Raw genomic sequence first — 18851 nt, 5'->3', positions numbered from 1 at the left:
TACGATTCACTGTTCTTAGTTCACTGTTCACAATTTATAGTTACAGTTTTTACAGTTACCATGAAAAAACCAATAATATTTGTTCTTGATGATGATACCTCCGTGCTGAGGGCAGTTGTGCGCGATTTAAGGGAAGAGTATAAAAGAGAATACAGGATAATGGCGACAGAATCAGCAGAGGAGGCGCTAAAAGCACTAAAGGACATCAAAAATAAGGGTGAAACCATTGCCTTGTTCCTTACAGATCAACGAATGCCTGAAATGCTTGGGGTGGAATTTCTGGAACAGGCCAAAGAATTTTTCCCTGACGCCAAAAGAATTCTGCTAACGGCTTACTCTGATACGGAAGCAGCTATCCGGGCAATCAATGAGGTACAACTGGATTATTACCTGATGAAACCATGGGACCCGCCGGAGGAGAAGCTTTACCCGGTGGTGAGCGACCATCTGGATGCCTGGCAGGCTTCTTACAGACCGGAATTTCAGGGCATAAAAATCCTGGGCTATCAATGGTCGCCCCGATCGCACATGATCAAAGACTTTCTATCTGGCAACCTCATCCCATACCAATGGATGGATATGGAAGCGAGTGAGAAGGGCCAAAAGCTAATGGAGATCAATAAAATTGATACCAAAGACCTGCCTGCTATCTTTTTTGAAGACGGAAGCCTGCTGCTCAACCCTGACCTGCCGGATGTTGGCCAGAAAATGGGTATGCAGGGAATTGCACAACAGAAAATGTACGATGTCACCATTATAGGTGCTGGCCCTTCCGGGCTGGCAGCGGCAGTGTATGGTGGCTCTGAAGGTTTAAATACCTTGCTGATAGAAAAAAGGGCTCCGGGAGGACAGGCAGGAACCAGCTCTCGTATTGAAAACTATCTGGGCTTCCCCAAAGGACTCAGTGGCGCAGAACTCTCAAGGCGTGCCATAACCCAGGCTACAAGGTTTGGTATTGAATTTCTATCTCCGCAGGAAGTGGTGGAGATTACCTTAAAAGACAACTATAAGATCGTAAAGCTTGCCAATGGCAATGAAATAAACACCAAGAGCATCATCATTACCACCGGAGTGGATTACAGGCAGCTGGAAGCCGAAGGTATAAACGATTTCACCGGAGCCGGCATCTATTATGGCGCCGCTACTACAGAAGCCCATGCCTGCAAAGACAAAGATGTGTATATCGTTGGCGGAGGGAACTCTGCAGGTCAGGCAGCCATGTATCTGTCTAACTTTGCCATGAATGTGTATATCCTGATCAGAAAACCGGACTTGAGCAGTTCTATGTCCCAGTATCTGATAGACCAGATCAAAGCCACCGAAAACATTCATATTCTAGGGCATACTGAAGTTTTGAAGGCTCATGGGTCTGACCGTCTTGAGGCCGTTTCACTCATCAATCATAAAACAAAAGAAGAAAAGCGGGTGAATGCAGGTGCATTGCTGATCTTTATAGGTGCGAAACCTTATACAGACTGGATCGGCCTGAACATCATCAAGGACGAAAAGGGGTTCATCGAAACGGGTAACTCCCTGCAAAAGCATGATACTTTTAAGAAATCATGGAAAATGGAGCGTGAACCTTTCCTTTTGGAGACCTGCAGCCCGGGCATATTTGCAGCGGGTGATGTTCGCTCAGGAGCCATGAACCGCGTAGCAAGTGCCGTGGGTGAAGGTGCCATGGCCATTAAGTTTGTTCACGAGTATCTGGCTGAAATCTAGTAATGGAATAGACCTCCAAGGTTTTTGATCCTTGGAGGTCTTAAGCTAAATTTAGATTTACTCCTCAAAAAGCAAATGATGCGTGCCGCTTTTAACGGTTACAGACTTACCCAGCTCTTCCTTGTTACTTGGCTTTTTAACAGTCTCCACAAAGTAAAAATTTGCTTTAGCTTCGTCAGGATATAACGATAGCACCAGGTAGCCATGATCGCGAAGGTTTGAGTACTTCAAATGTGGGTTTACCGGTGTATTGGTTATTTTCTGCTCGTGGAGTTTCACGGAATCAACCGGGAAGCGCTCATCAGAATTGCTGGAATTGATGCTGGTAGTACCAAACTCAACGGCAAATGCACCCTGACCGGAAATGGGGTCATAATCACTAAACGGATTGACGGTAACTTCAAAAGCGAATGCAGAATGGGTATCGCCGGTTACGAACACAACATTCTCAATTTCATTGCTTTTTATAAATTCAGCAATTTTCTTTTGCTCTACAGGATAACCATCCCATGAATCGAGGTTGATATTAAAGGTCGGGCGCCCCCAGTTGAGGTATGAGTAAATTACCTGGTTGCCAACAACCTTCCATTGTGCATTAGTTGTTTTTAACCGGTCTTCGAACCACTGCATTTGTGTATTGCCAAGCATTGCTCGATTCTCATCTTCAAAGGTAGGATCCATTACGCTATCTACAGGAGCTGTCCGTGCCTCCAATCGCTCATCGAGCATAATAAGCTCAGCCAGTTCTCCGTATTTAAAGTTTCTATACAAATGATTGGATGGCCTTACGGGAAGCCACTCGTAGTATGCTTTTCTAGCTGCTTCCCTTCTTTCAGCATATGGGCCTTCGTCAGGCTGGTGGTTCTGGGCTCCGTCCGTATAAGAGTTGTTAGCGATCTCATGATCATCCCATATGGTAATGAACGGATGGTTTTGATGTGCAGCCCTCAAATCAGGATCCAGCCTGTACTGAGAATAACGCAACCTGTAATCTTCTAAAGATATGATCTCATATTCAGGAAGATGGCTCCTCTGAAGTGTAGTATCCCCATAGCCCCCGGCTCCATATTCATAAATGTAGTCACCAAGATGGAGCACGGCATCTATATCATTGCGCTCTGCAAGCTTTTTATAGGCATTGAAATATCCCCACTCGTAATTACTACAGCTTACTACTGCAAATTTAAGGCTGTCGACCATGGACTCCGGGGCCGTATTGGTACGGCCTATTGGTGAAACAGCGTCAAGGGCTTTAAACCTGTAAAAATATTTAGTATCAGGCAGGAGCTTGTCTGCATCAATTTTCACGGTATAATCATCATCCGGGCTTGTAGAAACTTTACCCGAGTTAACTATATTCTTAAACTGCTCGTCTGTTGAAATTTCCCAGTCCACTTCTATCGTTTTTAATGAATCTTCCGGTGTTACCCTTGTCCAGATAATAACTTTATCCGTAAGCGGATCGCCGGAAGCTACTCCGTGATAAAAGGGCTTTAAACTGTTGTCGTAATATTGTGCAATACCATCTTTCGGCAGTTTTGGAAGTTGCTCTTCCTTAGTTTTCGATGGTCCGCAGGCTGTAATGAGTGCGATAAGTAAAATAACTGATTGATAATGCTTCATGTAATGCAATTTATAAACCGGGTGATTTTTTGCCGGCAATTTGCATGAAATTTAACATATATCAGTTACTTCCATATTAAGGGCAGATGAATTTTTGCTCAATGGCCTGATGAAAAAGCCTAAAAGCCTTGCACGCTTATTTCAGGTACATCTTTTTAGGAGGAACTATAAAAAGGCCAAACTTTACATATGGCGTGTCATCGGCGGTGAGATCAATGACTGCATCTTTACGCCCGTCGCCAGGTTCGGCCAGGAAGTAGCGCAGGTTTTTGGATAGCCCCATATCAAGGCCAAGCCATAGCCAGTCGTGCACTTCATGCTCGAAGCTCAGACCAAAATTGATATCGGATTTACGCAATGTGAGGCCGTGGTTCTCCTCTGACAATACAGCATTGTTGACCGCATAGCGCCAGCCTTTTACTTCTGTAGATGCAGTAATATAAAACTTCTCATTGGCCCTGTAGCGTAGTGCCGCCTGCTTTGGAAGATTCAGGTCAAGCGTCCATTTGCTGCTGAGCCTGCGCTCATAGCTTACCAATGGGTACACCTGTGCCCTGCCAAGAGTGTATGACATCATGAGGCCGGCACCAATCTTTGTGCGCTTATTTAGTTGCTTGCTGTAGGCAATGTGCGTGTAATACTTCCCGGTATTTTTATTCAGGACAATTTCGTCACTTTTTATCTCTCCTCCGGCTATTACCGTAAGTTCCCGGGTATCATCCAGCGACTTCTGAAATAAGAATCTCGCACCCAAACTGGTAAAGCTTCTCCTTTCTATATGGTCATAAAGTTCATAGTGCTCCGGTGAGTCTTCAAAGTCCAGTACAAAATTATGCCGGTCATATTTGAGTTGGATACCAAACAGTTTGGAGTCCTTCATTACAAGAGGTATACCCAGGCGCAATTTAAGCTGGCTATCCCGCTCTACTTCAGAGCTTGAGTTTCCGAATTCATCAGAAGTGCAATAGGTATTGTATTCGCCTAGTGTATTGTAGCTAAACTCTGCAATTTTGGGCCTGTAGGGGATGGCGATTACTTTGTCAAGCTCAGGTGCTTCTTCTTTTTCTACCTGTGCATTGACCACTGCAAAGCAAAACAGTTGTAGAATAAATACAGTACTAAAGATTTTCTTCATAAACTGACTTTATAAAGTGCCTAAACTGCCGCCGCTGCCATTAAGTTCCAAGAAGGCATTTTACAAAAATAAATAATTTCTAAATACAATTCATATATGAATTTATCGAGAAAAATTGTAAATAGTAGGCTTAAAATAAATTACCATGTCTCAGAAAACCTACCCAACGCTACCCACGCGTGTTAAAGCGCTTATGGCAGATGTTGTAGTGCTAATGGTCTTAATGATTTTCACCACATATTTGTTTTCGAGCTTTGACCATATTTCTGATAATTCCCGAATGATCGCGTTCGTATTTATTTTTTATTTATATGATCCGTTATTTACGAGTGCATTTGGCGGAACGCTTGGGCATTACCTCTTGGGGGTGAGGGTAAGGAGAGAAGATAAGCCGGAAAAAAAGCTATTGTTTCATATGGCGCTGCTACGCTTCATATTCAAATCGCTTTTAGGCTGGCTGTCACTGCTCACTGTCACAGAAAATGATAAAAAAAGAGCCATTCATGATTATCTCGCACAGTCTGTAGTGGTACATACGAAGGAGTCGGTAACCGTGCAACCTGTAGCTGAATAATGCATATCGTAGCATGGAATTATAGGACTTCACCTGCTCATAATGCAGATTTCGAACATGAATATGGGCCGAAAGGATCCTGGGCAACATTTTTTCGCATTTCACGGGCATATCAAGGTTCATTCTTATACAAACTGACAGAGGTGCCAGATACGTATATGTTGTTGGATACCTGGACTTCACAACAGGCTTATGAGAACTTTCTCGAAAGCAATAAAAAAGAATATGCAGAGTTAAGTAAAAAGCTGGAGCACCTTTATTTGCAGGAGGAAAAAACAGGAACTTATCAATTGATTGAATAGCAGCACATGAAAACCCGATTTGTATTATTAATAACCTGCTCTCTCATGTTTCAGGCCTGTGGACAAACAGGTGGCAACAGTCAGGCAACTGCCGGAAGCATAGGAGACGACCATACCGAAAAACCAATAATTAATACCGAAGGCAATACTCTCGAAGCAAGAATAAACACACCGGACGGTTTTGAGCGAGTTCCGGTTGCTGAAAAATCGTTTGGACAGTACCTCAGGCAACTGCCTTTAAAACCGGACGGCACTATGGTAAGGTTCTACAACGGGCTTCCCAAACCTAATTTCAATGTTTATACCGCCGTGGTCGACCTTGAAATAGGGGAACGTGACCTCCACCAGTGTGCGGATGCCGTTATACGGCTAAGGGCAGAACACTTATGGAACCAGAAGGAGTATGACAAAATACATTTCAATTTTACCAACGGTTTCAGAGTGGATTATTCCGAATGGATGAAGGGCAAGAGAATAGCAGTAAAGGGAAATGATGTGTCGTGGTACCAGGCAGGTTCGCCATCAAATACCTATAAGGATTTTTGGAAGTATATGGAGATCATCTTCAGCTACGCAGGTACTTTATCTCTTGCAAAAGAACTGAAACCTGTTAAAACGGACCATTTGCAGATAGGTGATGTATTTGTACAGGGCGGCTCGCCCGGCCATGCCGTCATTGTAGTTGATGTGGCCACCAGGCCTGAAACAGGGGGAAAAATATTTTTACTGGCACAAAGCTACATGCCGGCCCAGCAAATACAGATCCTTAAAAACAGAAATGAAGACATCAGCCCATGGTACTCCGCCGATTTTGGAGAAGTGCTGGAGACACCCGAATGGACATTTACTAATAAGGATTTGAAAAGGTTTGGGGAATAAAGCCCAGTCTTAAAAAAGATTTGAATAAAAAATCACTCAGATAAGCAGCAGCTAGAATAAAACAATTATATTAGCAATTTGTATCTATTCAATATTGCTGATGTTTTTTATTCTTTTGTTCCTCCTTTTAGCAGGAGCTTATATTTACTGGAAATTTTCAACTACATCTGACCCAAAAGCTTTGCTTAAATCCCCGATGTCCATTGCGGCCATTTCGAGCATTACTTTTTTAACCATTTGTTATCTTCTTGTAGAGCAACTGCCAACTCCCAAACCTATAGAAGTAGTGAGCGTCTATAACCCTCAGGATAGTGTGCGTGATGCAGTAAAACATGACCTGAAGTTTGAAGGGTTAAATGATTATGTCAATAACCTAGCTTACCAACATGAATTTATTACCACATATATGGCCTTGCCAGATTACTGGGAGCTAAGCGATGGCCACCATTATAAAGAGGTCGAGAAACTGCAAGAGTGGTACACCCATCAGTATAGCAATGGAGACACTACGCTGGGGGCGTTTGGGTTGGGGATAATTCACTTTCTGGAAAACGACTATGCTGAATCTCAAAATTGGCTGAATAAAATATCCCAAACATCAATACCTTATTTAAATTACTACCTGGGCAAAATATACGAATCCGAAACTCCAGAGCAATCAGACGAATACTTTTGGAAAGAGCTCGAAACTTCAAGCAGTTACTTTGGCAAAACTGTTGGCCTTCTAATTATTAAGTATACCAAAAGTAAAAATTACACGAAGCTTTATGACCTGCTCAACTATGGCAGTGCCTCGCAATACTTTTCTTATTCCCTGAGACGACAGACCTATTTGTACGATTTACAACCGGTTCAATATTTTATTTGGTCATTAGGTACCATATTTGAGCCCATTAAGCTGATGGGCCTGATGGCTGCCCTGGTCATTGCCGCTGTATGGCTGATCTACCTGATCCGGCTGGACATCTTTAATCCTGACAAAATTGTATACTTCATATTGATGTTATTCTCAGGCATGCTTTCGGTGTTGGGGGTTCTGCTAATAATTGACATGAAGAATATTTTCCTGAACTGGGAAATGGACGGCAGTTTTTTCGGAGACCTCTTCTATGCCATTTTTGCGATAGGTGTACCTGAAGAACTGGTAAAAATATTCCCGTTTATTCTGCTTGCACTATTTACAAAAGTGCTTAAAGAGCCTATTGACTATATTATCTATGCCTCCGCATCTGCACTTGGTTTTGCTTTTGTAGAGAACCTGCTCTATTTTCAGGATGTAGCCGGTGGCATCATCCACGGTAGGGCATACATGTCAGTGGTAGGTCACATGATGGCTACATCGATTGCCGCATACGGCTTGGTCATAAGCCGGTTCAAAAATAATGCTTATCACCCAATATTGGCTTTCGCTATTTCCTTTCTGATAGCAAGTGTGGTGCATGGTCTGTACGATTTCTTTTTGTTTCAGAAGCTTGTTTTACTGTTTATCCTGTTTTTTATCTTTATTGTACAGGTATGGATCATCATGATCAATAACAGCCTCAACAATTCCTCCTTCTTCGATTATAAAATGGTATCCAAAGCTGAGGGTTCGCGCTTATTCCTAACCCTGGCCCTGACGTTTATTTTAGGCATAGAGTATATCATGGTGGGGTGGAATTATGGCCCCACAGAAGCTCATGACGCTCTGGTTGGGAGTATCTCCTCGGCAGGATTACTGATCGTATTTTTCGGCTCCAGCCTCAGCACCTTTAACCTGGTGAAGGGATACTGGAGGGATGTTTACTTTAGTAGCAGAGAGAAAAGGGGATATGGCACATTGCCCCAGTCCAAGCTGCTCACAAGTTGGTTTTTGCTTAACTCCATAAAGGCCCACAATTATGTAGGGATTCATATTTACATTGAAAACGATCCCTATAACCCGGCATTAACTGACCTGCTTGCCGAGCCTGTTTCAGGCATAATCATTGACAGGGTAATCCTCTATGAGGAAAATGATCCTGACCCACATTGGTTCCTGGTTAAACTGGATTCCGAATTGCCTCTGGCAGATCGGGAATCATCATATGTACTCATAAAATTGCGATATCAGAACGAGTCTTTAAAGTATGAGGATGACCTATACTCTTACTTCCGGACAATTCCCGACTTGCAACTATTGCAAAATAAAAATGTATCTAAAAATTTATTTGATTCTCATGGGTGGATAAAAATTGGCAAGTTAGCCCCGGTAAATACTTAATATAATTTAACGAGTGATGAAAAGGCCATCCGAATTCCCGGATGGACTTGATCCAATAAACCTAAACCTTAAAACGACTACTTATCTTTATTCCTGTCTCCGTGTCTGCCTTTATGCGGATGGCCTCCTCTATGCCCTCTGGGACCATCGTGCCTCGGGTGAGTCACCATATGCTCTAAAAGTTTTACATACTGTTCCTGGCTAAGCACTTCTTTGTATGTAGCCAGCTTTGCTTCATGAAAGCCCTGCATTTTTTCCTTTCTTGCTTCACGTTCCTCCTTATTCTCTTCGCGAAAAGCCTTCATTTGCTCGAAGTGCTCCACACTGGCCTCTTTGAGCTTTGCCTTTTGATCTTCAGAAAGGTCAGGTATAGCCTCTCCAACCCGCTCTATTTCCCGTTCCGACATTTTCTCCGGATCCCACTCTTTTCTGTCCATATCTTGTGCAAATGCCACTGTAACGCCTAACATGAACATTACAGTAAATAATAATCTTGAATTTCTCATTTTTATTCTTTTTAGTTCCTGAGTACATCAACGGCAAAAATCAGGCTTTTGTGCCGGGCTAATTAATGTATTCAATCAACAGCCGGATATTTTCAACGAATGGAAAAGTGCAGGCTGCGAAAGCCGGATTTTGGCTGATACAAGGGGTATGGAATTACATAAAGGTGACGTTGGTTGAAAAAACATGCCTTTACATTGAAACTTAAACCGCTCGTAGCCTCAAAAAATGTAGATTAGTATATGGCAAATCAACGTATTCAGCTTATAGCCTTGTCCGTTTTGTTATGGATAGGCTATTTACTAATTCATTATTATTTCCTCTCATTTCCCTTTGATGCCGAAGCTTCTATCATTCTGGCCATCAGGATAGTAGCCATACATGCGATATTGTTTTATGTGAACTACCTTATACTGTTGCCCAAGCTTCTGGAAAGGAATAGGTATGTCGGCTACTTTCTCTCTCTGGCAGTATTGATAGTTTTTACCTACATCCTGTTCTCACTTTCAAATGAACTGCCTTTTGTTCATGATGCATTGGAGACCGGCAGACACCGGAGATTTCATGGTGCTCCAAGGTTGGAGCGTGCATTCAGAAGCCGGATATTTATTAACAACATTATCTCTTCCCTCGCAGTATTGTTCATAAGCTCTACCTACTGGACGATAAGAAGGAACCAGCAAAGAAAACAGCGTGAGGTTAACCTGATGAATGAGAACCTGCAAACGGAAATGAAGTTTTTAAAGTCCCAGATCAACCCTCACTTTTTATTAAATGCCATGAATAACATCTATTACATGGCCACCACAAAGGGCGAGAAAGCGCCGGATATGATCATGAAGCTCTCAGAAATGATGAAATATGTGCTTTATGAAACCAATGCAAAACAGGTGCTGCTCAGCCGGGAGATAAATTATATTAATGATTATATTGACTTTCAACGCATCAAATTTGAAAAACAACCTGACATAAGGGTTGATTTGTCAGCGGTTGATGGCCATAAAAATATCAGCCATATGATACTGATCCCTTTTATTGAAAATGCATTTAAGCATAGTAATCTGGATGATGACACTGGCTTTGTAGAGATTAAATTATCCACCTCAGGACAAACACTCCAACTGCTGGTGCGCAATACGGTCGGCAAGGCTGCCACAAAAGACAAAACCGGCGGAATCGGCCTTGAAAATGTTAAAAGAAGACTGGAGTATCTTTATGCCGGTAAATATGAATTAAACATCCGGGGAAAGGGAGATGTATTTAGTATAGACCTAAAGCTAGAGCTAAAATGAACTGCATTGTAATAGATGATGAGTTTCCCGCACGTGCTATTATAGAAAGTTATATTTCGAGGATCCCATACCTTACCCACCTTCATAGTTTCAAAAACCCGGTAGAGGCGCTGGACTTTTTGAAGAAAAACAAGGTCGACCTGATGTTTGTCGACATCCAGATGCCTGAACTTACAGGTACTGAATTTTTGCGCTCCCTGCAAAACAAACCCGCTGCCATATTCACCACCGCTTACCCTGACTATGCCCTTGAAGGTTATGAACTGGATGTGATTGATTATCTCGTTAAACCCATTTCTTTTGAGCGGTTCCTTACAGCTTCGGAAAAAGCCCATAAGAGAATTGAGAACCTGCCAAAGCAAACCGAAAGCTATTGGATAGTAAAGGCTGACCATAAAACCCACCGGCTCCGATACTCCGACATTAACTACATTGAAGGCGCCCGTGAATATGTTACTTACCACTTAAAAGAAGGAAAGCTGATGAGCCTGGAGGCCTTGAAAAACCTAGAACAAAGCCTGCCAGACAATTTTATCAGAATTCACAAATCTTATATAGTCAACAAAGACAACATCAGTTCCAAAGGAACCCAGTGGATAACCGTGGCCGGCAAAGAGTTGCCTGTTGGTAAATCTTATAGGCAGCAGGTTAGAGACCTTACGCTGTAAGCTCACTCAATACTTTTTTTTATCAGGATGATTTTCTATACATGGTAAAAAAGAGAAAAGGGAGAAATCCAGCTATAAAAATGAAAGCTCCGAGTATTAACATGATGTTGGCTCCCTGTAAATGAAGAACTTTGAATAGAGCGGCTATACCGGTAATAATTGCCGAAGTAGCACCCAAAATAATTTTTAAGCGCTCTGATAGTGCTTTTGAGATGGCTACCTTATATCTGTCAAAGGCCACAAATGGAATAAAAATCAGCAGCAAAGTAAGAAAGCCCGATATAAATAACTGATTACCTCCGGCCCAATGAAGTAGTTTAAACAAAACACCGGCAGCCAAAGCCACCGAACCAATAAATCCGATAAAATACGTTAGTTTTTTCATGATTATTATTCGTTTAGAGTTTAGTAAAAACACTGTTTGGTACTCGATCTCTGCAAGCCCGTCAGGTGCCAGTTCCCTGACTGCATTTTCCAACATCTGTTCAAATGGCGTATCTGCAGTTCGCTGACTTTCAATCACACAACACAAATGATCTACTAAGTCATCGCATAGTGTTGGCCGCTTTACACCCTGCGCCTCCACAAATGCCCGGATCATCTCTTCCTGTTGTTCTGTTAGCTTCATATGGTTCCTGCTTGTGGAAAAATAATTTTATTCAACGTCATCATAAAATCTTTGAGTTCTTCGAGATAAACCACTTTTTCTTGCTTCCCCTTTTGAGTCAGATAATAGTATTTCCTCACTCTTTTTCCCACATACTCTTCTTCATACGATAACAATCCATCTTTACTCAACTTTTGTAAAGCCGGATAGAGGGAGCCATCCTTTAGTAAGATTTTCTCATCAGAAAGCTCTTTAACCCTCTGAAAAATCTCATAACCATACATGCGCCCATTTTCTGCCAACAAATTGAGAATAATGACCGAGAGGGTCCCTTTTAAAAGTTCTTTTGAATACATAGAACAAATATACATAGAATTACAATACCTCATAATTCTATGTATTATTTTTTTTGAAATTGTTCCCGCTACCTATGGTGATTTGACACCATTCACTCCTAACAGATACACCTCACTCCTCAAAAGCTACACTCCACTCCATAAGGCCGTGACACCTGTCCGGGAGGGCCGTTAAAACGATGAAAAAACCAAATGTTCATCTAAAAAATAAAACTATGAAACTCGTTAACTACTTATCAGGCAAAGGGATCTATTCCGTGCTTTTGTTATCCATGCTTCTGCTTGTTTTTACCGGATGTGGGGATGACGATGATGGAGGCAATCCCGAGCCTCAGTATATTGTGGATGTGGCCATTGCCAATGGTTACAACACACTCGCCGCAGCACTTACCGAAGCTAATCTGGTGGATGATCTGCAAGCTACAGGCCCTTTTACCGTATTTGCACCTACCGATGCTGCTTTTGCAGCCGCAGGTATTACAGCCGATAACGTCGGTGATGTTGAAAACCTCGAAGCCATATTGCTCTATCACGTTGTAAGCGGCGAGGTAATGTCATCCGACCTGACCACAGGCGATGTAGCCACACTCAACGGGGCCACAGTTGCCATAGATGCTTCAGCACTGACCGTAAATGGCGCCAATATCAGCGCTCCTTTTGATGTTGAAGCAAGCAATGGTGTTATTCATACCATTGATCAGGTGCTACTGCCACCACCACCTTCTATTGTACAAATTGCCCAGGCCAACTCAAACCTTAGCATATTGGTAGAGGCGCTTACCAAATTTCCAGATCTTGTCAATCTGCTGAATGGTGATGGCAGTTTTACCGTGTTTGCTCCTACCAACGCTGCTTTTGCCGATTTGCTTGGAGTGATCGGCCAGAATGAACTGGATGATATTCCCGAAGATGTATTGAAAAGAGTGCTTCAATACCATGTAATTGCAAGTGCAGCGCTTGCATCTTCTGACCTAAGCGACGGACAAATGGCTGCTACTGCATTAGGTAGTGACGATGAGGTAACCATCAGTATATCAGGAAGCGATGTGATGGTTAACAACGCCAACGTGACAACGGCAAACATTGAAGCAAACAATGGAATTATACATGTAATTGATGCAGTGCTTGTACCTTCCCTGGAGACAAGTATTGTCAATACGATAGTAGAACCTGCATATTTCAATAAAGACTTTAGCATACTTACCGCAGCCGTTGTGAAAGCAGAATTGTTAGAAACATTGATCGACGGAAGCGCTAATTACACCCTTTTTGCGCCAAACAATGAGGCTTTTGAGGCTGCAGGAATAACATCTCTGGATGGTCTGGACAAAGCTACTTTGACACCAATATTGACATACCATGTTTTAGGAACGGAAAATTTTGCTTCTGACCTGCCATCTACAGCAGGAGGTTTCGCTACTGCCATAGGTACATTAAACGGTGATTTTTATCTTACCAACAATTCAAATGGTGTATTCATTAATGGAAATTCACAGGTCGTTGTTGCTACGGAATCGGGAGAGGCGCTAGATTATAGCAATGGTGTAGTACATGTGATCAACCGGACCTTGCTACCTGAGGATAGCGATGACATTGTTGCTATCGCTCAGGCCGCAGGGTTTACAGACCTGGCCGCCGCACTTACCGAGGCCGGATTGGTGTCCGCTTTGCAAAGCCCTGAGGGACCTTTCACGGTATTTGCTCCAACAAATGATGCATTCCAGGCTCTTTATACCGCTTTGGATGTAAGTGGTCCTGCTGATGTGGATGATACTTTACTGGCGGATATCCTGCTTTATCATGTGTTGAGTGGTCGCGTATTTTCATCTGATCTCACAGACGGCCTGGTGGCAACTACACTTTCTGATGCCCAGGATCCGAGTGATACGAATATAACAATCAATGTAGGTGATGACGTATCCCTTACCGACTACGATCCGGATGTTGCCAACCCCACTGTTACAAGTACCGATGTGCTGGCTACAAATGGTGTAATACATGTTATTGATGCCGTGCTACTTCCTGTAGACACTGCTCTGTAAAAATGCTTATGAAAGGGGCGGCAGTATGCCGCTCTTTTCATAAATTAAACCCTCTTACTTTCATGTTGTGAACCGATGTTTGGAATTAAGTACCGTTACATTTTTATTTTATTGCTGGCAGCATACTCCTTCCTCAACATACTTTTTACGGAAGGGGATAAGCTGTTTGGCTTTGTGCTTAACCCTTTTCTCTTTTTCGGTATACTTCTATGTATAGTTTTTCTGATCTGGGAAGGCAACAGAGTGCTTTCTACATTTGCAATGAAATGGCAGTTCAGGAAATTCCATCCGCTTTTTGTTTTATTCGGCCTCAGCCTCATCAATGTGCTGTTTATTGCTTTTCTGGTTACGCTTGGCTTTGAGATATTTAAAGGTGCATCCATCAATGAAGTACTCACCTTCAAACTTGCATTGGGCTTTGCATTCAGGGTCAACCTGTTTTTGCATAGTATCAATGCCATTGTGTTTTTTGTAAATCAATACAAAAATGCTCAGCTGGAAACGGAAAGATTGAAGAAGCAGAATGCCGAAGCCCGGTTTGAAGCCCTTCGCAACCAGATCAACCCTCACTTTCTATTCAACAGTTTCAATGTGCTTTCCTCTCTGGTGCATAAAGATGCTGACACCTCCTCCAGGTTCATAGAGCAGCTAAGCAATGTATACAGGTACCTGCTTTATAATCAGGAAAATAAGGTAGTCAGGTTATGGGAAGAGCTTACTTTTATTGAATCTTACATTTTCCTGCTCAAAATGAGATTTAAGGAAAATCTAAACATTGTAAACACTATAGATGAGAAGCACAAGTCAAAATATATAGCACCTGCTACTATGCAGCTTCTCATAGAAAATGCCATTAAACACAACATAGTTTCGCGAGCCGAACCCCTGACGATCAAGCTTCGCAGCAATAATGATTATCTGATTGTGGAAAATAATGTCCAGCTAAAGCCTGTAAAAGAGCCTTCTACACAGCTTGGGCTAAAGAATATCAGAGAACGGTATGATTATTTGTGCGGAAAGGATGCCTTGATCGTCCAGTCAAATGGCAATTTTATAGTTAAGGTCCCTTTAATCGAAATCGAATGAACGTACTCATTGTAGAAGACGAAGAACTTGCTGCTGAGCGCCTCGAAGAGTTGGTAAAACAATACAATCCTGATATTTATGTCCTGGAGAGGATAGATACGGTAAAGGATACAATAAAATTCATTCAGGAGCGTGAACATGAAACTGACCTTATTCTTTTGGACATTCAGCTCGCCGATGGCAAAAGTTTCGAAATTTTTGACAGGGTACGATTTTATACCCCGGTGATCTTTACTACGGCATATGATGAGTTTACTTTAAATGCTTTTAAACTAAATAGCATTGACTACCTGCTCAAGCCTATCAAATATGAAGCGCTCAAGACTGCGTTGGAAAAATTCGAACGGCTCAAGGAAAATCAGCGTGTACCCATTATTGACAAGAAGCTGATCAGCACCATTCTCCGCGAAAGTGGCAAGACCTACAAAAAGCGCTTTCTTGTAAAATTTGGTAAGCGCATGCAGTTTAAAAATGCCGAAGAGATTGCTTACCTGTACGCGGAAGATAAGATCTGCCATATTGTTGAAAAAGTAACCTGCAAGCAATACATCATAGACCACACCCTGGAAGAGCTGGATGACGGGTTGCTTGATCCCCAGTCCTTTTTCCGGATCAACCGGCAATTTATTATTAACATTGATGCCATTCGTGAAGTAAAGAGCTATTACAATAACCGCCTGGAGGTTATCCTGAAAATTCCTTGTGAGGAAAAGCTTATTGTGAGTAGAAAAAAAGTGAAAGATTTTAAAAACTGGCTCAACACTTAAACATTTTCATGACAAAGCTGTTTCGTAGGTTTAGTAAACAAAACCTACTTAATCAACATGTTACGAAGCGCATTTCTAATCTTACTGCTCTCACTACTGACCTTAACCACATACGGACAGGAACGTTACCCTGGCCTGGACACACTAAAGCAGGAGGTACTGGCCCTGCAGGCAGATGTTGACAACATACACCTGAATCTGGAAAAATCTAAGTCAAAATTCCAGAGAGGTATATTGGTAGCTACCCTGGGATATACTGTAACCATTGCAGGAGGCCTTATGCTTGGCAGGGAAAATGATGAATTGGGTCAGGGTCTTCTGATAGCCGGTGGTGTTACTGGAGTTGTAGGCACTTACATGCTGGTAGATGCCTTCAAATTTCTTGGCAGGACACGGCGTCGGCCTTAGCTGAGGTGTGTAAGCAGCATCCCCGTTTTTCGCCTTTGCCCGCTCAAATAATATCGTGTAAATAAGCAACCGCCAGCTACGTTAAGCGTAAGCAATAATATTTTAAACGGGCAAAAGTGACAAAGATCCTGAACCTTTATAAGCAGGCTTACGGCGGGTTATCCGAACCAGCCTGGATGCTGGCCGTAGTGATGCTCATCAACAGGGCAGGCTCTATGGTGTTGCCATTCCTGAGTATTTACCTCACGCAATCCCTTAAATTCGAGATCAGGGAAACTGGTATTGTGCTGGCTTCATACGGGTTAGGAGCAATGGCCGGCTCATTATTAGGAGGCTGGCTGTCAGACAGGATCGGCAATTTCCTTGTACAGTTCCTTAGCCTGGTTTTAGGAGGTATATTCTTTCTGTTTCTTCCTCTCATCACCGAGTTTGAGTGGCTTACAGTAGCTGTATTTCTGGTAAGCATGACGGTAGAGTCACTTAGGCCGGCAAATACGGCATCCATTGCTTCTTATTCCAAACCGGAGAACCTAACGCGTTCATACTCGCTCAACAGGATGGCCATCAACCTTGGCTTTTCTATTGGCCCTGCCCTTGGAGGTATCCTGGCTTCTCATTCTTACGAGCTTCTTTTTTATGCAGACGGCCTCACCTGTATTTCGGCCGGAATATTTTTCTTTGTCTATTTCAGAAACAAAACTCCGAGAAAGGTAAAAGAAGTACCTCATGCAAGCAAGGCACTGAAGGATAAATCACCCTATCTTGACTATTCATTTTTACTCTTTGTATTGCTTGTGGCCGGTTATGCGATGGTATTTTTCCAGCTCTTCAATACTATTCCTATATTCTACCGGGAATCCCACCATTTATCAGAAGGCACCATAGGGATTCTGCTCGGGCTGAATGGGCTTATCGTGTTCCTTTTCGAAATGATCCTCGTGCATCATTTTGAAAAGAGGGTAACCATTAGGAAAATGATTGTAATCGGAACATTCCTTTGTGGTGTGTCTTACGCCGTGCTGAATGTCGCTGGTAGCATTTCCCTGCTCATTGCGGCCGTTATCCTGTTAAGCTTTGCTGAGATCATGGCCATGCCTTTCATGGTTACCCATGTAATCAACAAAGCAGGCAAAGGTAACCAGGGAAGTTACATTGGGCTATATTCGCTAGCCTGGGCCTCTGCATTTACGCTTGCCCCATTTTTGGGTACGCGTGTAGTTGCCGGAGCCGGTTTTGACATACTCTGGTGGAGCTGTACCGGTATGAGCATTTTGCTAAGCCTGTTGTTTTATTTCAGTTTGAGGAAGAAGGTTAAACGAGCTCAAAGCTAATCTATTATACCACTTCAACACCTTTCCAAAAAGCTATTCTACCTTCAATGGCCTTGGCTGCTTCCTTTGTCTCCGGGTAATACCAGGCTGCATCCTTATTTGTATCATTATTGACCTCCAGCGTATAATATGATGCCGTTCCTTTCCAGGGACAAACCGTATTGGTTTCTGATTTCTTCAAAAATTCCTTTTTCACCGCTTCTGCAGGAAAATAGTGATTTCCCTCGATCACTATAGTGTCATCACTCTCTGCAATAGTTTCACCGTTCCAAATAGCCTTCATAGATTTTCATTTGATGGATTGTAAATATAGTGAGTTAACAAAAAAATCTATTGTCTGTTTACCGACACCTGTATACCTTTATGGGTTAACCTTAAAATAAGATGTTAAAGATTGGCTTTGTTGTAAATGGTAAGAAAGGGAGGCAAAAACGTCTCCAACAGGAATTTAAAAAGCTGAGCCATACAAGTCAGCATCTGGATATAGTAATAAAGGAGACCTCGGCCATAGGAGATGCCACAGTCATTGCCATGACCCTGGCTGATTCCGGCTGTACTCACATAATAGCAGTGGGTGGGGATGGTACTTTAAATGAAACCGTCAATGGTGTAAAAAAATCGACCAAACCTCATTGCAACGTGGGCATGTTGACTTACGGCACAGCCAATGACTTCGCAAGAACCATTCAGGCACCGAAGTCACTCAAAAAACTGTTGCAGTTGATAGAAAAGGGAAGCTCCAAAAAGCTCGATCTGGGGCTGATCGAACAGAAAGTAGGTGACCTGATATATACACGGTATTTTATCAATATTGCAGATCTTGGCATTGGTGCAGAAGTTGTTAAAAGGGTAAACAGTTCATCAAAAATTCTAGGGTCTGAGATTACTTTCTTTGCAGCCATAGTCAGAACTTTCTTTAGCTACAGCAATCAGCCTGTATTATGTGAAGCTGATAACTGGGTGTGGGAGGGCAAGATCAATTCACTGGTAATTGCCAATGGCAGATATTTTGGCAGTGGCCTGTGCATAGCGCCTGAAGCTGACCCTTGCGACGGTAAATTTTCTATCATGTTATCAGGAGATATAGGTTTGTCCGATTACCTGAAAAATGTAGCAAAAATCAGAAAGGGAAAAGTACTGGATCACCCGAAGGTAGAATATAAGATAGCGAGAAAACTAAAAATTACGTCCCCGTCATTAGGTTGCTTTATTGAGGCTGATGGGGAATTTATAGGTGGGGTGCCTGTAATAGTGACCGTTGTGGATAGAGGTATAAATTTTATTTGTTGAAAAAATGCTCCGGTGTTCACCGG

At 42.5% G+C, this 18851-nt stretch carries 19 protein-coding genes; 13 read left to right on the top strand and 6 right to left on the bottom strand.

Annotation, left to right across the window (positions count from 1 at the left end; translation table 11 throughout):
* Window positions 1–60 precede the first annotated feature (60 nt).
* Window positions 61–1722: a response regulator gene (locus LVD17_RS10280; RefSeq protein ID WP_233766539.1), complete on the top strand. Its 1662-nt coding sequence runs from the start codon at window positions 61–63 to the stop codon at window positions 1720–1722.
* A gap of 57 nt (window positions 1723–1779) precedes the next feature.
* Here the strand turns inward: LVD17_RS10280 and LVD17_RS10275 are convergent, their stop codons facing one another.
* Both LVD17_RS10275 and LVD17_RS10270 read right to left on the bottom strand, forming a co-directional pair.
* Window positions 1780–3345, bottom strand: a complete 1566-nt coding sequence (locus LVD17_RS10275) for an alkaline phosphatase D family protein (RefSeq protein WP_233766538.1) — start codon at window positions 3343–3345, stop codon at window positions 1780–1782.
* Between the two features lie 136 nt (window positions 3346–3481).
* Window positions 3482–4480 (bottom strand): DUF6268 family outer membrane beta-barrel protein, encoded by a 999-nt coding sequence (locus tag LVD17_RS10270; protein WP_233766536.1) that lies wholly within the window; start codon window positions 4478–4480, stop codon window positions 3482–3484.
* Window positions 4481–4625: 145 nt separating this feature from the next.
* On the opposite strand from LVD17_RS10270, the gene LVD17_RS10265 reads away from it, so the two are divergent.
* From LVD17_RS10265 to LVD17_RS10250, 4 genes are all read left to right on the top strand, one after another.
* Entirely contained in the window at window positions 4626–5054 is a 429-nt protein-coding gene (locus tag LVD17_RS10265) for an RDD family protein (protein WP_233766534.1), read from the top strand.
* Complete coding sequence (locus LVD17_RS10260) at window positions 5054–5356, top strand: hypothetical protein (RefSeq protein WP_233766533.1); 303 nt, start codon at window positions 5054–5056, stop codon at window positions 5354–5356. The genes LVD17_RS10265 and LVD17_RS10260 overlap by 1 nt, the downstream gene beginning before the upstream one ends.
* A gap of 45 nt (window positions 5357–5401) precedes the next feature.
* Window positions 5402–6235 (top strand): DUF4846 domain-containing protein, encoded by an 834-nt coding sequence (locus tag LVD17_RS10255; protein WP_233766532.1) that lies wholly within the window; start codon window positions 5402–5404, stop codon window positions 6233–6235.
* Window positions 6236–6335: 100 nt separating this feature from the next.
* On the top strand, window positions 6336–8477 hold the full coding sequence (locus tag LVD17_RS10250; RefSeq protein WP_233766531.1) for a PrsW family intramembrane metalloprotease: 2142 nt from the start codon (window positions 6336–6338) through the stop codon (window positions 8475–8477).
* 77 nt (window positions 8478–8554) lie between these two features.
* On the opposite strand, the gene LVD17_RS10245 is transcribed toward LVD17_RS10250, so the two are convergent.
* Window positions 8555–8983 carry a DUF4890 domain-containing protein gene (locus LVD17_RS10245; protein WP_233766530.1) on the bottom strand — a complete coding sequence of 143 codons (429 nt, stop codon included), beginning with the start codon at window positions 8981–8983 and terminating at the stop codon, window positions 8555–8557.
* Window positions 8984–9223: 240 nt separating this feature from the next.
* On the opposite strand from LVD17_RS10245, the gene LVD17_RS10240 reads away from it, so the two are divergent.
* Window positions 9224–10273 (top strand): sensor histidine kinase, encoded by a 1050-nt coding sequence (locus tag LVD17_RS10240; RefSeq protein ID WP_233766529.1) that lies wholly within the window; start codon window positions 9224–9226, stop codon window positions 10271–10273.
* A complete protein-coding gene (locus tag LVD17_RS10235) occupies window positions 10270–10941 on the top strand; it encodes a LytR/AlgR family response regulator transcription factor (protein WP_233766528.1) in 672 nt (223 codons plus the stop codon). The genes LVD17_RS10240 and LVD17_RS10235 overlap by 4 nt, the downstream gene beginning before the upstream one ends.
* Window positions 10942–10963: 22 nt before the next feature.
* Here LVD17_RS10235 and LVD17_RS10230 read toward each other — a convergent pair whose 3' ends face one another.
* Together LVD17_RS10230 and LVD17_RS10225 are read right to left on the bottom strand one after the other, a co-directional pair.
* On the bottom strand, window positions 10964–11569 hold the full coding sequence (locus LVD17_RS10230; protein WP_233766527.1) for a hypothetical protein: 606 nt from the start codon (window positions 11567–11569) through the stop codon (window positions 10964–10966).
* Entirely contained in the window at window positions 11566–11904 is a 339-nt protein-coding gene (locus tag LVD17_RS10225) for a PadR family transcriptional regulator (RefSeq protein WP_233766526.1), read from the bottom strand. Before LVD17_RS10225 ends, LVD17_RS10230 begins: the two co-directional genes overlap by 4 nt.
* Window positions 11905–12119: 215 nt before the next feature.
* On the opposite strand from LVD17_RS10225, the gene LVD17_RS10220 reads away from it, so the two are divergent.
* From LVD17_RS10220 to LVD17_RS10200, 5 genes are all read left to right on the top strand, one after another.
* A complete protein-coding gene (locus LVD17_RS10220) occupies window positions 12120–13946 on the top strand; it encodes a fasciclin domain-containing protein (RefSeq protein ID WP_233766525.1) in 1827 nt (608 codons plus the stop codon).
* A 75-nt stretch (window positions 13947–14021) separates the two neighbouring features.
* Window positions 14022–15032 (top strand): sensor histidine kinase, encoded by a 1011-nt coding sequence (locus LVD17_RS10215; RefSeq protein ID WP_233766523.1) that lies wholly within the window; start codon window positions 14022–14024, stop codon window positions 15030–15032.
* Window positions 15029–15799: a LytR/AlgR family response regulator transcription factor gene (locus tag LVD17_RS10210; RefSeq protein ID WP_233766521.1), complete on the top strand. Its 771-nt coding sequence runs from the start codon at window positions 15029–15031 to the stop codon at window positions 15797–15799. The genes LVD17_RS10215 and LVD17_RS10210 overlap by 4 nt, the downstream gene beginning before the upstream one ends.
* 57 nt (window positions 15800–15856) lie before the next feature.
* On the top strand, window positions 15857–16207 hold the full coding sequence (locus LVD17_RS10205) for a hypothetical protein (protein ID WP_233766519.1): 351 nt from the start codon (window positions 15857–15859) through the stop codon (window positions 16205–16207).
* Between the two features lie 116 nt (window positions 16208–16323).
* Complete coding sequence (locus LVD17_RS10200; protein WP_233766518.1) at window positions 16324–17538, top strand: MDR family MFS transporter; 1215 nt, start codon at window positions 16324–16326, stop codon at window positions 17536–17538.
* Window positions 17539–17542: 4 nt separating this feature from the next.
* On the opposite strand, the gene LVD17_RS10195 is transcribed toward LVD17_RS10200, so the two are convergent.
* Complete coding sequence (locus LVD17_RS10195) at window positions 17543–17821, bottom strand: DUF427 domain-containing protein (RefSeq protein ID WP_233766516.1); 279 nt, start codon at window positions 17819–17821, stop codon at window positions 17543–17545.
* Window positions 17822–17922: 101 nt separating this feature from the next.
* Here LVD17_RS10195 and LVD17_RS10190 point away from each other — a divergent pair, with 101 nt between their 5' ends.
* A complete protein-coding gene (locus LVD17_RS10190; protein ID WP_233766515.1) occupies window positions 17923–18828 on the top strand; it encodes a diacylglycerol/lipid kinase family protein in 906 nt (301 codons plus the stop codon).
* Window positions 18829–18851: the final 23 nt, after the last annotated feature.

Source organism: Fulvivirga ulvae (genome assembly GCF_021389975.1).
Taxonomy (GTDB): domain Bacteria; phylum Bacteroidota; class Bacteroidia; order Cytophagales; family Cyclobacteriaceae; genus Fulvivirga; species Fulvivirga ulvae.
The sequence above is the reverse complement of the archived record's forward strand: the minus strand, read 5'-3'. Positions and strand labels throughout refer to the sequence as shown.